Origin of the sequence: Sphingomonas pollutisoli (assembly GCF_029167165.1) — a bacterium.
Taxonomy (GTDB): domain Bacteria; phylum Pseudomonadota; class Alphaproteobacteria; order Sphingomonadales; family Sphingomonadaceae; genus Sphingomonas; species Sphingomonas pollutisoli.
Map to the genome: position 1 here is coordinate 632,966 of NZ_JARFNJ010000003.1, position 13,208 is coordinate 646,173.

The following is a 13,208-nucleotide window of genomic DNA, read 5'->3' on the forward strand; positions in this document are numbered from 1 at the left end:
CGCTAGCGCACGAATGTGTCCGCGGTATTGCCGGCAGACCGCCGCGCCGCGCGATCCACGACGGGGCGACTGTTGCCCGCCGGCACCGCCGCCACCCCGCGCCGCGCCCCAAAAGGAAAGGGCGGCCCCTCGCGGAGCCGCCCTTCCCGGTTGCGATGGTGCCGAAGCTTACCAGTCGACCTTCGCGCCGATGCGGAGGAAGCGGCCGATGAAGCCCTGGCTTTCCCACGCCACGTTGTAGCCATAGCCCGTGTCATAGGTCTGGCCCGGGTTGAAGTCCGGCTTCGCGTTGAACACGTTGAGCACGTTCGCATAGAGGGTGAAGCGGTCGGCCACCTTGACGGTCGCGGTCATGTCGACGTTGATGAAGCGACGCGCATGGCACTTGTACGGCGTACCATCGTCATAAGCATAGACCGAGTTGCCGATCGCGCCGACGCAATCCGAGGGATCGCTGCCGTAATCGACCGAGGCCATGTTGTAGCCGCTGGTATAATAAGCGGTCGCGCTGAGCGAGGCGCGTCCCGAGAAGTCGAGCGTGTTCTGCCAGCTACCACGCCACCGCGGCGCGCCCGAGCACGACGTGATGTTGCAGGGGCTGAGCGTGCCCGCGAACTTCTGCACGACGCCACCCGGCGTGGTCTGATCGAGGTTGATCAGATACGTCGCGTTGACGCGGCTGGTCAGGTTGATTCCGTGGCCGAGCGGCAGCCGCGCGGTGCCCGAGAAGTCGAGGCCAGAGGTCACCTGCGAGGTGGTGTTGACGTACTGATATTCGACGAAACCGAGCTGCGGCAGGGCATTCGGGAAGTTGGGATCCGCGACGCCGGGCCGCACGCTGATGCCGGGAATGTTCACCACACCGTTATTGGCATAATAGGCACCGACCACGCCTGAGTAATCCGGCGCGCCGATCAGGCCCTTGATCTTGATGTGATAGTAATCGGCCGTGAACGAGAACTGACGCGTCGGTTCAATCACGATACCGCCGGTGAAGGTGGTCGAGGTCTCCGGCTTCAGGTTTGGGTTCCCGCTCGAGGTCAGACCGTAGCTGTAGGACTGCGTCGCGTAGCTGTTATTGCCGTGCGCCGCGATATAGGCTGCGCCGCCTGGCTGAGTGGGAAGTACCGTGTTGGTGATATAGCCGGTGGTCGGCTGGCCATAGGCTTCGTTGAAGCTCGGGATGCGGAAGCCGCGCGACCAGGTGCCACGGAGGCGGACCTGCTCGATCGGCTTGAAGATCGCGGTGATCTTCGGCGAGAAATTGTCCTGGCCCGACGAGTAATTGTCGTAACGGCCCGAACCGTTGAGGGTCAACTGATCGAAGATCGGTGCGTCGATTTCGAAGAAGCCCGACCGGACGTTGCGGCTGCCGATCGTGCTCACCGAGTTGATGCTGTAATAGCGATCGGCGGGGTTGATCTCGTTGGGCGCGTTCGCGCTCGGGTTGAAGACCGACTCGTGACGATAGGCGCCGCCAATCGCGGCGGTCAGATCGCCGCCCGGCAGCGCGAACAGCGCCTTGGACAGCGTCGCCTGCACCTGCCACAGCTTCGAGTTGGAATAGGTGTCGTTGGTCGGGGCGATATACTCGCGCATCGCCTCGCTGTTGAGCGACGGATCGACGAAGTTGAACGTGCCGTCGTTGATGACGTTCATCAGACGCTGCGGGTTCAGATAGTTCTTGTTGGTGACGCGCAGATCGACTTCGGAATAGGTGCCGTTGACGTCATACTTCCAGTTGTCGCCGAACGAACCGGCGATCCCGGCCGCGAAGCGGTAGGTCTTGGCGTCGGTCAGCGAAACGCGCGGACGGTCGTAACGATAGTTGACGCGGGCCTGCTGGCCCGCTGCCGCGAACGGGTTGTTGGGGTTGAGCGTGCCGTTGGTGGCGGTGCAGGCGACCGTGGTGCCGCGCGGGCAGACGTAGGCGGGGAGCAGCACGGGGCTGAGCGTGTACTGCGTGCCGCCGGCGGCGGTCTGGCCGGCGAAGGTCAGCGGCGCAATGCTGGTGTTGGTCTGCGTCTCGTAGAAATTGCCCATCGCATAGGCTTGCGCGCGGCTGCCGACGTTGACGGTCAGGTGCGCCGTGGCGCCGAAGCGCTGTTCCTTCGGGATTTCCTGGAGATAGTCGTTGACGTTGTCCTGCTGGCAGACGACGCCGGTCGTCGGCGTCTTGGCGGCGGCAGCCTGTGCCTGTTGCGCCGCCGTGAGCGTGATCGCGGTCAGGTCACGGCAGCCGGCGGCCGTGTTGAGCAGGCGGAAATTGCCGCGCGGGTCGGTTACGTCATAGGCCGGAGCGCCATTCAGATACGGCTGAACAACGGGTACCCGCGTCGAACCAAGACCGCCGAAAGTGCCATCGGCCTGGATGCCGTTGATCGTCTCGTTGGGCAGGCAGGCGCCGGAGCCGTTGCAAATGCGGCTGTAATCGTTGGTGTTGTACGGATAGCCGCGATCGCGCGCGTAGATCGGGTTGTTGGTCTGGAATTCGGCGCTGACGTAGAAGTTGAAGCCCTGCTCGCTGAGCTTGCCGTAACCATAGGTCAGATCGACGCGGTTCTCGCTGCCGTCACCACGGTCGGAGATGCCGGCCGATGCGTTGGCATGGAGGCCGACGATCTGCTTCTTGACGACGACGTTGACCACGCCGGCGACCGCGTCCGCGCCGTAGGTCGAGGAGGCGCCGTCCTGCAGCACGTCGACCTTTTCGACGATCGCCTGCGGGATGGTGTTGAGATCGACGAAGCTGCGCTGGCCGTCATCGCCCAGCGGGTAGATCGCCGAGCGCTGGCCGTCGAACAGCGTCAGCGTGTTGCCGGTGCTGAGGCCGCGCAGCGACACGGCGGTCGCGCCGGTGGCGAAGCCGAAGCTGTTCCACGCGCGCGTCATCGTGCCGGCGCCGTTAGCCGGAATGGTCTGCAGCGCCTCGGCGATGGTGTTCTGGCCGCGCGTCACGAAATCCTGCGCGCTCAGCGTGTTGATCGGCGCGGCGGTGGCGGTGGCGCTGTTGCGGATCAACGAACCGGTGACGACGACGTCCTGGGTGGTGTCGTTCGACTGATCGGCGGGCGCGGGCGAGGCCGGCAGCGGAGCGGCGGTCGTATCCTGCGCCACGGCGGGAGCCGCTGCCAGCGCCATGGCGAGCGGAGCGGCGGCGAGAAGAAGGCGCACCTTCCCCGGAGAGCGAATGGTCATGGTCCTGAAAGTCCCTTTTCATGCCCTGGCTGGCGAAGCGTTGCGCCCGCGCAGGAAAGCCGATCCCGATGTCGGACGAATGCCGCTCGGAACATGTGCAAGGGATGAGGCGGTGGTTTCAGCCTGTAAAGGCGTCGTTCAGGCAGCGGCCCACTTTGGTGGTGGGTGTATCCAAACTGCAACAGGTTTGTATCAAGGCTGAAACACGCCGTTACAAATCAGGCGTTTTTGTGGCGGTCGCCTAATTTCCGCCCGCCATCGGCCCCGCCACCAGCAGCGGATCGAGCTTCGCGTCGCGCCAGCGGATCGCCCAATGCAGATGCGGCCCGGTCGCCCGCCCGGTCGCGCCCGACAGCGCGATCGGCTGCCCGCGCCGGACATGGTCGCCGACCCGCACGTCGATCCGCGAGAGGTGGAGGAACGCGCTGTTGAGGCCCATGCCGTGGTCGATCATCAGCAGATTGCCCTCCAGCGTGAAGGGATGGTCCGCCGCCAGGATCACCACGCCGTCGGCGGGGCTGAGCACCACCGATCCGGTCGGCTTGGCGATGTCGAGCCCCGAATGGTAGGCGCCCGCCTCGCCGTTCTTGTAGATGCGCTGCGATCCGAACAGCGTCGAGATCCGCCCGGTCGCCGGCCAGGCGAACGCCTGCCGCCAGCCTTGCGCGTCGGTCCGCACCGCGCGCGCGGCGGCGATCTGCGCGAGCTCGCCGGGGCGGATGCGCGCGAATTCGGGCGCTGGCACCGGATATTTGGGCAGGCTCGCCAGCCGGGAGATGTTCCAGCTTCGCGGCGCGACGCTGATCTGGTCGCGCACCTGCCGCCCGTCCGCGAGCGTCGCGGCGAGCGTGGTCACCGGCCCGGCGTCGCGGTCGAACCCGAACACGAAGCGCCCGTCGCGCGCCACCGGCACGCTCGCGCCGTTGACGCTCACGAGCGTCGCGCCGGCGGGCGCGGTGCCGATCACCAGCCCGCCCTGCACCATCGCGCCGGTGTAGCCGAACCGCACCGGGGCGGCGGGGCGCGGCGGCACGCCCGGCGGCGGCGTCACCCGCGCCGGCGGCGGCGCCGGGATGCTCGGATAGCGCGGCACGGTGGCGCAGCCGCCGAGCAGCAGCACGGCGGCGCCGGTCGCCCGCACCGCGCGCGTCAAGCGCTCAGCGCCTCGGTGGCGAAGGCCGCGCTCGCATAGGCTTGCTGCCGCGCCGCGCTCCAATAGCGCAGATCCTCGAGCGCGATCCGCGCCCCGCTCACCGCGCACAGCACATGGTCGCCGGGGGTGAGCACGCGGAAGCCGTTGGCCATATAGTGCAGCCGGGCGAGGCGATCGGTGTTGGGCATCAGCATGGCGGCTCTCGGCTAGAACAGGTTCGGCTGGTCGGCCGGATCGGGCTTGCGATCATAGGGCTTGGGCGACGCGCGCTCAACCTTGGCATCGACCTGCCCGTCGCGGAAATGGAGCGTCACCGCCCCCGCCGCGCGCGCCGCCGCGCCGGTGACGAGCGTCTCGCCGCCCGGCCGCGCGGTCACGCGCACATAGCCCCGGTCGAGCAGCGCGTCGGGATTGAGCGATTGCGCCAGCCGCCAGGTTCGCACCAGCCGGTCGCGCGCGCTCTCCAACTGGCGCACCAGCACCGCCGGGCGGAGCGCGCCGGCCGAGCGATCGAGCATCCCCCGCGCGGTGGTCACGCGCCGCTCCAGCCCGCGATCGAGCCGCGCGCCGAGATCGTCGGCGCGCTGGCGCTGCGGCCCTAGCAAGGCGTCGCGCCTCGGGATCACCCGCACCAGCGCGTCGAGCCGCTCGCGCCCGCGCTCGTGATAGCGCCGTGCACAGCGCTCGGTGCGCTGACCATGCGCCGCCAGCGTGAGGCGCAGGTCGGCGAGCACCGGCACCGCCATCTCCGCCGCCGCGGTCGGCGTGGGCGCGCGCAGGTCGGCGGCGTAATCGGCGAGCGTGGTGTCGGTCTCATGCCCCACCGCCGAGATGATCGGGATCGAACAGGCGGCGATCGCGCGCACCACCGTCTCGTCGTTGAACGACCACAGATCCTCGATCGACCCGCCGCCGCGCGCGACGATGATGAGGTCGGGCCGCGCCACCGCGCCGCCGGGCGCGATCGCGTCGAACCCCCGGATCGCCGCCGCCACCTCCGCCGCCGAGCCTTCGCCCTGCACTTTGACCGGCCACACGATCACGCGGCTCGGGCAGCGATCCTCCAGCCGGTGGAGGATGTCGCGGATCACCGCGCCGGTCGGCGAGGTGACGACGCCGATCACGCCCGGCAGGAACGGCAGCCGCTTCTTCCGGCTGGTCTCGAACAGCCCTTCGCCCGCCAGCTTGGCCTTGAGTTTCTCCAGCAGCGCCATCAGCGCGCCTTCGCCGGCCAGCTCCATCCGCTCGATGATGATCTGGTATTTGGAGCGGCCCGGATAGGTGGTGATCCGCCCGGTCGCGATCACCTCGATGCCGTCCTGCGGCTGGAACGGCAGCATGTTGACCTGCCCCTTCCAGATCACCCCGTCGATCACCGCGCCATCGTCCTTGAGCGCGAGATAGGCATGGCCCGAGGCGACGCGCTTGTAGCCCGAGATTTCGCCACGCAGCCGGACATGACCGAACTCGGTCTCGACCACGCGCTTCAGCTTCGCCGCCAGTTCGCCGACCGACAGCGGCGCGGCGTTGTCGCCCGCCATCTCCTCGGCTACCAGCCGCGCCTGGCTATCGTAAAAGGGGTCCGCCATGAATGTCCTGCTGATCGGCTCGGGGGGTCGCGAACATGCGCTCGCCTGGAAGCTCGCGCAATCGCCGGGCCTCCATACGCTGTTCGCCGCACCGGGCAATCCGGGCATCGCGGCGCATGCGCAGGTGGTCGCGCTCGATGTGACCGATCATGCCGCCGTGGTGGCGTTCGCAGGCGAGCGCGCGATCGGCCTCGTCGTGATCGGTCCCGAGGCGCCACTCGTCGATGGCCTTGCCGACAGCCTGCGCGCGGCGGGCGTGGCGGTATTCGGCCCGTCGGCGGCGGCGGCGCGGCTCGAAGGCTCGAAGGGCTTCACCAAGGCGCTATGCGACCGCGCCGGCATCCCCACCGCCGGCTATGCCCGCGTCACCGCGCTCGACGCGGGCCTCGCCGCGCTCGACCGTTTCGGCATCCCCGTCGTGGTCAAGGCGGACGGCCTCGCCGCCGGTAAGGGCGTCACCGTCGCCGAAACCCGCGCCGCCGCCGAGGCCGCGCTCCGCGACCTGTTCGCCGCGCCCGGTGGCGAAGCGGTGATCGAGGAATTCCTCGAAGGCGAGGAGGTCAGCCTGTTCGTGCTGACCGACGGCGCGGCGATCCTCCCGTTCGGCACCGCGCAGGACCACAAGCGCGTCGGCGACGGCGACACCGGCCCCAACACCGGCGGCATGGGCGCCTACAGCCCCGCCTCGGTGCTGACCCCCGAACTGGAGCAGCGCGCGCTCGACGAGATCATCCGGCCGACCGTCCGCACCCTCGCCGCCGAGGGCACGCCCTTTTCGGGGGTGCTCTACGCCGGGCTGATGCTGACGGCGGACGGCCCCAAGCTGATCGAATATAACGCCCGCTTCGGCGATCCCGAATGCCAGGTGCTGATGCTGCGGCTCGAAGACGACCTGCTCGACGTGATGCTCGCGGTCGCGCACGGCCGGCTCGGCGAGCGCCCCCCCGCGCGCTTCACCGACGCCACCGCGCTCACCGTGGTGATGGCCGCGCGCGGCTACCCCGGCACGCCCGAGACCGGCGGCACGATCGCCGGGCTCGACGCCGCCGAGGCGACCGGCGCGCGCGTGTTCCAGGCGGGCACGCGCCTCCAGGACGGCGCGCTGGTCGCGGCGGGAGGCCGCGTGCTGGCGGTGACGGCGACCGGCGCCAACGTCCGCGCGGCGCAAGCCGCGGCCTATGCGGCGGTCGACGCGCTCGATTTCCCGACCGGCTTCTGCCGCCGCGACATCGGCTGGCGCGAGGTCGCGCGCGCGGGGTAGGGCGATCCCGTCGCGAAAGCCCTTCCGTCATGCCCGACCCGTGCCGGCATCCACGGCTCGACACGCCCCCCAGCCGTGGTCTCGCGGCACGGTGCCCCCGGAACGCCCCGGCGCGGCGGAGCGCTTCGGAACCGCGCCGAGGTTCGCAAAGCGCCCGCGATCGCGGCATCACCTCCGCCGACGGCATGTTGACGCGGGGGCAAGTCGCTCGACGCGTCTTTGCTCACACGCGGCCTAGAGTGGCGCGGGGCGGAGAACGCCCCAGAAGCGGCCGTTGACGACGGCGACGCCAAGGTTACGATCCGACTGATGAAGGCAGTCTCTCTTGCCGTACTGTTGATCTGCTGCGGCTGTTCGAATGCCTGCCAGAACGCCGTGGCTACGCGGAGCGCCTCGCCCGATGGCAACCACGTCGCGGTGTTGTTCCAGCGTGATTGCGGAGCTACCACGGGCTTCTCCACCCAAATTTCGATACTGGACGCCGACGACAAGCCGTCCGGCGGCGGTAACGCATTTGTTGCAGACGACGATCACGGTGCCGCTAGGGTCGGTGAGTGGGAAGGGTCATGGGCCGATATGAAATGGCTTTCGCCAAAACACCTTCTCATTCGATACGCCGCGAAGTCTAGGCTGTTCAAACAGAGGGCGCGGGTGTCCGGAGTGAATATCACGTATCAGATGGTCGACAGCTAGCGCCCAGAAGTGGTCATCAGCACGCCCGATTTGCGCGTCGCCAGCAATAAGCACCCAATGCGAAAGGCAGCGCGAAAAACAACACGTAAATTTGCCAATAGGAGGCAAGCAGACCGGGGATAGAGGACGGTTCAAGGATTGGCAGAAGGAGCGGGGAACCCAAGATCACAGGCGTAATCCAGAGAGACCATGCCGCTCGTCTCCACAGGATGGCCGGTGATGGCGGGGTGATGAACCACCGCCAAAATCGGCTGCTTAAACTACCGACGTCTTTCATCGCGCCAGCATAAATCACGAATGGCGGCTTACCACCAGGGCGAGACTTTCGGGTGTGCGGGCCGACAACCCGTGGGGGTAACGCGGGGGTACTATGACGGCCTTCTAGCCCGAAGCTCGCACGAAATCCGCGGCTTTCGTGAAAGCGCGGCGGAGGGCATTTCCGCCGTATGACGATGTTCGCTATGATCGGGTGCCGGGTCCGCTCTTACGGAAAGAGCGGCCAAGCTTAAAGCCACCACCTCAAGCCGTTCCGTTGCGTCCAGCGTGATCGGATCGCCTAAAAGCCGACCGGCAGTTATCAGGCGAGAAAGCGGACGGGCGGCTCGCGCCCCAAGTTCGGACACTCGATTGCCGTCGCATTGCGCGGCCAACGCGCCCAAATATCTGACATTGACCCGCCCGCATAATCATACACTACTCACAACATGGACGGAACTGAGAATTTGCGCGACCGGATGGGTGCGCTTGCAGCATTTCTTGTAACCGCAGGCGCTGTATCCTTCGGTCTATATTCGTGCACTCATCCGCTGCCACCACTCGGCCAAAATTTCGCGGATGGCAGCTACCGGAGCAGTGAATGCGGTACACTAACGCTTCGGAAGGGGTCCGCAAAATTCGGTCAGCAAACGGTGACCTACGAGATTGAGAGGCGCAAGGGAGATATTGCCATCATAACGCCGCATCTACTTGGCGTTGTGGAGGACAGTTCGGGATGTCATGTGGTGTATGATGCCTCTAGCTTTCCGCTCTACATAAGTCTTGGACGAAATAATCCGCCCGCCGCCATTATCCTGCCGGGCATCTCCAATCAGTTCGTTTACAAGTTTGTTCGGCAGTAGGAGGCGTGCTCTACGGTCAAATTTGCCCGCCAGTCTTTTTTAAAAGCTGCCTGTCCGCTCCCCACCACCTCAAGCCGTTCGCGATCGGCGCTGACCCTTGCCGTATCGTCGACTCAGGCGAGGCCCACGAAGCCGCCTGCCCCCCATAACACCACGCTGTCCCGGAAAATGCGGCGACCCCGCTGGTGCCGCTTCGGCGTCCTCGATAGTGTCCGCGCATGGCAGCAGCAGGTTCATCGCGATCGAGCGTCGCTTCCGAGCGGCAGGCGCTCTGGGCTTTCATCCTCGGTTGTATCGCGGTCACGATCGGGGTGATCGCGCACCTGCCGATGTTCCTGATGGCGCGGTCGATGCACTATCACCTCGCGGGGATGCCGATGGACTCGGGCATGATCGCCGGCATGGGGCTGATCGTCGCCGGGGTCGCGGTCGCCGGCTATGGGTTGCTGCCCCGCGACGTCGCCGCCCAGCGTGTCGCCGCCGCGACGATCACCGTCGCCGCGCCCGAGGATGCGAAGCTCGGCTGGCAGCACTGGCGGTTGATGATCGTGCTGGTGGTCGCGCTCGTCATCGACGTGATGAAGCCGGCCACGCTCGGCTTCACGGTTCCGGGCATGGTCGGGGAATATGGCGTCCCGAAGGCGACCGTCAGCCTCGTGCCCTTCTTCGCGCTGATGGGCACGGTCACCGGATCGTTCGTCTGGGGCGTGATCGCCGACATCTACGGCCGCAAGGCGTCGATCCTGCTGTCCGCCGTCATGTTCGTCGGCACCTCGATCTGCGGCGCGATGCCGAGCCTCGCGTGGAACATCGGCATGTGCTTCATGATGGGCCTGGCGGCGGGCGGCATGTTGCCGGTCACCTATGCGCTGCTCGCCGAGATGATGCCGAGCCGGCACCGCGGCTGGGCGCTGGTGCTGGTCGGCGGTCTCGGTGCGGTGGGCGGCTATTTCGCCGCGAGCGGCGCCTCCGCGCTGCTCCAGCCGATCTTCGGCTGGCGCATCCTGTGGCTCATCAACCTACCCACCGGCCTCACGCTGGTGCTGCTCGGGGCCTTCATCCCGGAATCGGCCAAGTTCCTCCTCGCGCGTGGCCGACGTCGCGAGGCGGAGGAGGTCATGCACCGGTTCGGCTCGCGGGCCGAGCGTGCCGCGCCGCGGACCGTCGCCGTGGCTCACGCCGGATACACCGCCCTGACCGGCGCCCGGCTGGTCGCCAAGATCACCGCGCTCAGCATCTGCGCGCTCGCCTGGGGCCTCATCAACTTCGGCCTGCTGCTGTGGCTGCCGGCCGATCTGGTGGCGAAGGGCTATTCGGTCGCGGTGTCGAGCCGGCTGCTCGCGGAATCGGCGCTGATCGCCTTCCCGACCGTGTTCGTCGCCGCGCTGCTCTACAGCCGCTGGAGCAGCAAATGGGCGCTCGTCGCCATGATCGGCGTCACCCTCGCCGGGCTGCTGCTGGTTCTGCGCCTGGAGATGGCCGGGGTGGGGAGCCCGGTGTGGCCGGTGGGCCTGCTGATCGTGGGCTCGAACGGGATCATCGCGATCCTGCTGCCCTATGCCGCCGAGAGTGTGCCGCTCGGCGTCAGGGGCAAGGCCACCGGCTGGATCGCGGCCTGTTCGAAGGGCGGCGGGCTGCTGGCCCAGTCGCTCAGCATCGCCGGTCACGTACCGGCGATGGGCGTCGTGGCGGGCATCATCATGGTTCCGGCCGCGGCCTCGCTGGCGCTCGTCGCGATCTTCGGACGGGAAACGCGCGGGCTCGACCTTCGTCACCTGGAACGCGCGTGAAGATCGCGCGGCATGGTGTCGCGCGTTCTTGAACACCGCGCGCGGTGCGCCCGCGAGGGCGCGCGCGGCCCGGCCATGCATCTCCGGATCGTGTCATGCGTTTGCTGATGTCGATCAAGGTTTCACAACCAGGGAGTATGTCATGCGCTCGATGATGCTTGTTTCGCTTGCCGCCTGTATGGCCCTCGGTGCGTGCGGGAAGGGCGGCGAAAGCGTGTCGATGACCAACGCCTCGATGGATCAGGTCGCCAAGGTTCAGGCCGCCAAGCTCCAGCCGGGGCAATGGGAAATGCGCATGGAGCAGATCAGCAGCGAGACGACTGGCGGATCGGGCAACCTGCCGGCGATGCCCAAAATGCCCCCCAGCACCACCAAAGTCTGCCTGACCGAGGCGCAGGTCAACGACCCCAAGGCCGTTTTCGGCGGCGCGCCGCAGATGCAGAAGAACTGTGTGTATGATTCGTTCACGATGCGCGGCGGCAAGATCGACGCCAAGCTCCACTGCGACATGGGCAATATCAAGGTCGAGGGCACCAATACCGGCACCTTTACCGAAACCGCGTTCACATCCGAATCGCACAGCACGGTCAGCGGCCTGCCCGGCGGCATGACCACCAAGAGCCACATGAAGATGGACGCCAAGCGGCTCGGCGAGTGCCAGCCGGGCGACCTGAAGGCCGGCGACACCAAGGCGCCCCCGCAGGGCTGAGGCGCGGCCACACAGGAGGATGCCGGTTGGCCGCGTCGGCCGCCGCCATCCTCCGAAACCCGCTTGCGGCCACCCCTGCGCCCGGCGTAGCCTCGGCACCACGATGCCGAACCTCCCCGTCCCGATCTCAGCGCCGGCGCGCCAGCCCGTCCATCACCGCGCGAGGGCGTCGATCGGCTTCGGGCGCGCGCGGATGCGCGCGAGCGTCAGCGTGACGAGCGGCGGCATCGTGTCGGTCGCGGTGCTGGTGTCCTCGATCCTGCTGTCGACCGCCGTGATCGTCCACACCGCCGGCAAGCGCGCACGCCGCACCCGCGCGGACTGACGCCCCGCACCCCGCGTCACGGCGCCATCGCGATCGCGAGATCGGCGAGCGGCACGCCGCTCCGCGCATCGACCACCACCGGCACGATGTCGCGCCCGCTGCCCGCCTCGACCGGGCGCGTCATCGCGCCGCCGCCGAAATGCTTGCGCGCCCACCCGCCGAGCGCGTGCAGCACCGGCAGATAATCGCGCCCCGCCTCGGTCAGCACATATTCGTCGCGCGGCGGCCGCGCGCTGTAGCGCCGCCGCTCGAGCAGCCCCGCCGCGACCAGCGCGGCCAGCCGCCGCGTCAGGATGTTGGGGGCGATGCCGAGCGTCTTCTGGAACTGGTCGAACCGCGTCTGCCCGAGCCCGGCGTTGCGCAGGATCAGCATGCTCCACGTATCGCCGACGCGGGCGAGGCCGCGCCCGACCGGGCAGGCCCCTGAGGAAAGATCGTCAATGTCCATTCCGAATGGATAGTCACGTCACTATTAAAACGCAAGCGACTTGCCAAGGAGATTCCCCATGACCGACCCCCTCACCCAAACCGCGCTTGTCACCGGCGCCTCGACCGGCATCGGCGCGGTCTATGCCGATCGGCTCGCGCGTCGCGGCTACGACCTGATCCTCGTCGCGCGCGACACCGCCCGGCTCGACGCGCTCGCCGAGCGGCTCCGCGCCGAGACCGGCCGCACCGTCACCGTCCAGCGCGCCGATCTCACCGCCGCCGCCGATGTCGCCGCCGTCGCCGCCACGCTCGCCGACGACGCGCGCATCACCCTGCTCGTCAACAACGCGGGCATGTCGATCACCGGCGATCTGCTGACGACGCCGACGGCGGATGTCGAGCGGCTGATCGCGCTCAACATCACCGCGCCGACCCTGCTCGCGCAGGCCGCCGGCAAGGCGTTCGTCGCGCGCGGGGCGGGATCGATCATCAACATCGCCTCGGTGCTCGCGCTGATCCCCGAGGCGTTCGACGGCGTCTATTCGGGCACCAAGGCCTATCTGCTCAACCTCAGCCAGAGCCTCGCCGCGCACTATGGCGACAAGGGCCTCTACGTGCAGGCGGTGCTGCCCGGCGCGACGCGTACCGAGATCTGGGCGCGCTCGGGCAAGGATGTCGATTCCTTCCCGCCGGAGATGGTGATGTCGGTCGACGATCTCGTCGATGCCGCGCTGGTCGGCTTCGACGCGCGCGAGACGGTGACGATCCCGCCGCTCGCCGACGCGCATCTCCCGCATTGGGAGGCGATGCAGAGCGAACGCGGCGCGCTTGCGGGCGTGCTCAGCCGCCGCGATCCCGCCGCGCGCTACGCCGGCGCCGCGCGCGCCTGAACGGCCGGGCGCACGGCCCGCGCCCGCCGCCGCGCCCGCTTGCCGCCGCGCCG

Annotated in this window: 12 protein-coding genes; 7 read left to right on the forward strand and 5 right to left on the reverse strand. The window is 68.0% G+C overall.

Features of this window, described 5'->3' with window-relative positions; translation table 11 throughout:
• Nucleotides 1-168: 168 nt before the first annotated feature.
• From PX554_RS09300 to xseA, 4 genes are all read right to left on the reverse strand, one after another.
• Nucleotides 169-3,198, reverse strand: coding sequence for a TonB-dependent receptor plug domain-containing protein (locus tag PX554_RS09300; RefSeq protein WP_275500938.1), 3,030 nt, complete (start codon nt 3,196-3,198; stop codon nt 169-171).
• Nucleotides 3,199-3,439: 241 nt separating this feature from the next.
• On the reverse strand, nt 3,440-4,351 hold the full coding sequence (locus tag PX554_RS09305; protein WP_476712849.1) for a M23 family metallopeptidase: 912 nt from the start codon (nt 4,349-4,351) through the stop codon (nt 3,440-3,442).
• Nucleotides 4,348-4,545, reverse strand: a complete 198-nt coding sequence (locus PX554_RS09310) for a DUF2093 domain-containing protein (RefSeq protein WP_093226131.1) — start codon at nt 4,543-4,545, stop codon at nt 4,348-4,350. The genes PX554_RS09305 and PX554_RS09310 overlap by 4 nt, the downstream gene beginning before the upstream one ends.
• A 12-nt stretch (nt 4,546-4,557) precedes the next feature.
• Nucleotides 4,558-5,940, reverse strand: coding sequence for an exodeoxyribonuclease VII large subunit (gene xseA, locus PX554_RS09315; RefSeq protein WP_275500942.1), 1,383 nt, complete (start codon nt 5,938-5,940; stop codon nt 4,558-4,560).
• Between xseA and purD the strand changes: the two genes are divergently transcribed.
• The 6 genes from purD (at nt 5,939) to PX554_RS09345 (ending at nt 11,836) form a co-directional block, all read left to right on the forward strand.
• Nucleotides 5,939-7,201 (forward strand): phosphoribosylamine--glycine ligase, encoded by a 1,263-nt coding sequence (gene purD / locus PX554_RS09320; RefSeq protein ID WP_275500945.1) that lies wholly within the window; start codon nt 5,939-5,941, stop codon nt 7,199-7,201. The genes xseA and purD overlap by 2 nt on opposite strands.
• Nucleotides 7,202-7,510: 309 nt before the next feature.
• Complete coding sequence (locus PX554_RS09325; protein ID WP_275500947.1) at nt 7,511-7,894, forward strand: hypothetical protein; 384 nt, start codon at nt 7,511-7,513, stop codon at nt 7,892-7,894.
• Nucleotides 7,895-8,616: 722 nt separating this feature from the next.
• Complete coding sequence (locus tag PX554_RS09330; RefSeq protein ID WP_275500950.1) at nt 8,617-9,012, forward strand: hypothetical protein; 396 nt, start codon at nt 8,617-8,619, stop codon at nt 9,010-9,012.
• Between the two features lie 218 nt (nt 9,013-9,230).
• Complete coding sequence (locus PX554_RS09335; protein WP_275500952.1) at nt 9,231-10,802, forward strand: MFS transporter; 1,572 nt, start codon at nt 9,231-9,233, stop codon at nt 10,800-10,802.
• A 142-nt stretch (nt 10,803-10,944) separates the two neighbouring features.
• On the forward strand, nt 10,945-11,511 hold the full coding sequence (locus PX554_RS09340; RefSeq protein WP_275500954.1) for a DUF3617 domain-containing protein: 567 nt from the start codon (nt 10,945-10,947) through the stop codon (nt 11,509-11,511).
• 103 nt (nt 11,512-11,614) lie between these two features.
• A complete protein-coding gene (locus PX554_RS09345; RefSeq protein WP_275500956.1) occupies nt 11,615-11,836 on the forward strand; it encodes a hypothetical protein in 222 nt (73 codons plus the stop codon).
• Between the two features lie 16 nt (nt 11,837-11,852).
• On the opposite strand, the gene PX554_RS09350 is transcribed toward PX554_RS09345, so the two are convergent.
• Nucleotides 11,853-12,284 carry a winged helix-turn-helix transcriptional regulator gene (locus PX554_RS09350; protein WP_275500957.1) on the reverse strand — a complete coding sequence of 144 codons (432 nt, stop codon included), beginning with the start codon at nt 12,282-12,284 and terminating at the stop codon, nt 11,853-11,855.
• Nucleotides 12,285-12,342: 58 nt separating this feature from the next.
• Here PX554_RS09350 and PX554_RS09355 point away from each other — a divergent pair, with 58 nt between their 5' ends.
• On the forward strand, nt 12,343-13,155 hold the full coding sequence (locus PX554_RS09355; RefSeq protein ID WP_275500959.1) for an SDR family NAD(P)-dependent oxidoreductase: 813 nt from the start codon (nt 12,343-12,345) through the stop codon (nt 13,153-13,155).
• The last annotated feature ends 53 nt before the right edge of the window (nt 13,156-13,208 follow it).

Bases quoted from the DNA above. Each gene is read 5' to 3' on its own strand.
- PX554_RS09300 (WP_275500938.1), bottom strand. From the start codon at position 3,198: ATGACCATTCGCTCTCCGGGGAAGGTGCGCCTTCTTCTCGCCGCCGCT.
- PX554_RS09310 (WP_093226131.1), bottom strand. From the start codon at position 4,545: ATGCTGATGCCCAACACCGATCGCCTCGCCCGGCTGCACTATATGGCC.
- purD (WP_275500945.1), top strand. From the start codon at position 5,939: ATGAATGTCCTGCTGATCGGCTCGGGGGGTCGCGAACATGCGCTCGCC.
- xseA (WP_275500942.1), bottom strand. From the start codon at position 5,940: ATGGCGGACCCCTTTTACGATAGCCAGGCGCGGCTGGTAGCCGAGGAG.
- PX554_RS09325 (WP_275500947.1), top strand. From the start codon at position 7,511: ATGAAGGCAGTCTCTCTTGCCGTACTGTTGATCTGCTGCGGCTGTTCG.
- PX554_RS09335 (WP_275500952.1), top strand. From the start codon at position 9,231: ATGGCAGCAGCAGGTTCATCGCGATCGAGCGTCGCTTCCGAGCGGCAG.
- PX554_RS09340 (WP_275500954.1), top strand. From the start codon at position 10,945: ATGCGCTCGATGATGCTTGTTTCGCTTGCCGCCTGTATGGCCCTCGGT.
- PX554_RS09345 (WP_275500956.1), top strand. From the start codon at position 11,615: ATGCCGAACCTCCCCGTCCCGATCTCAGCGCCGGCGCGCCAGCCCGTC.
- PX554_RS09350 (WP_275500957.1), bottom strand. From the start codon at position 12,284: ATGGACATTGACGATCTTTCCTCAGGGGCCTGCCCGGTCGGGCGCGGC.
- PX554_RS09355 (WP_275500959.1), top strand. From the start codon at position 12,343: ATGACCGACCCCCTCACCCAAACCGCGCTTGTCACCGGCGCCTCGACC.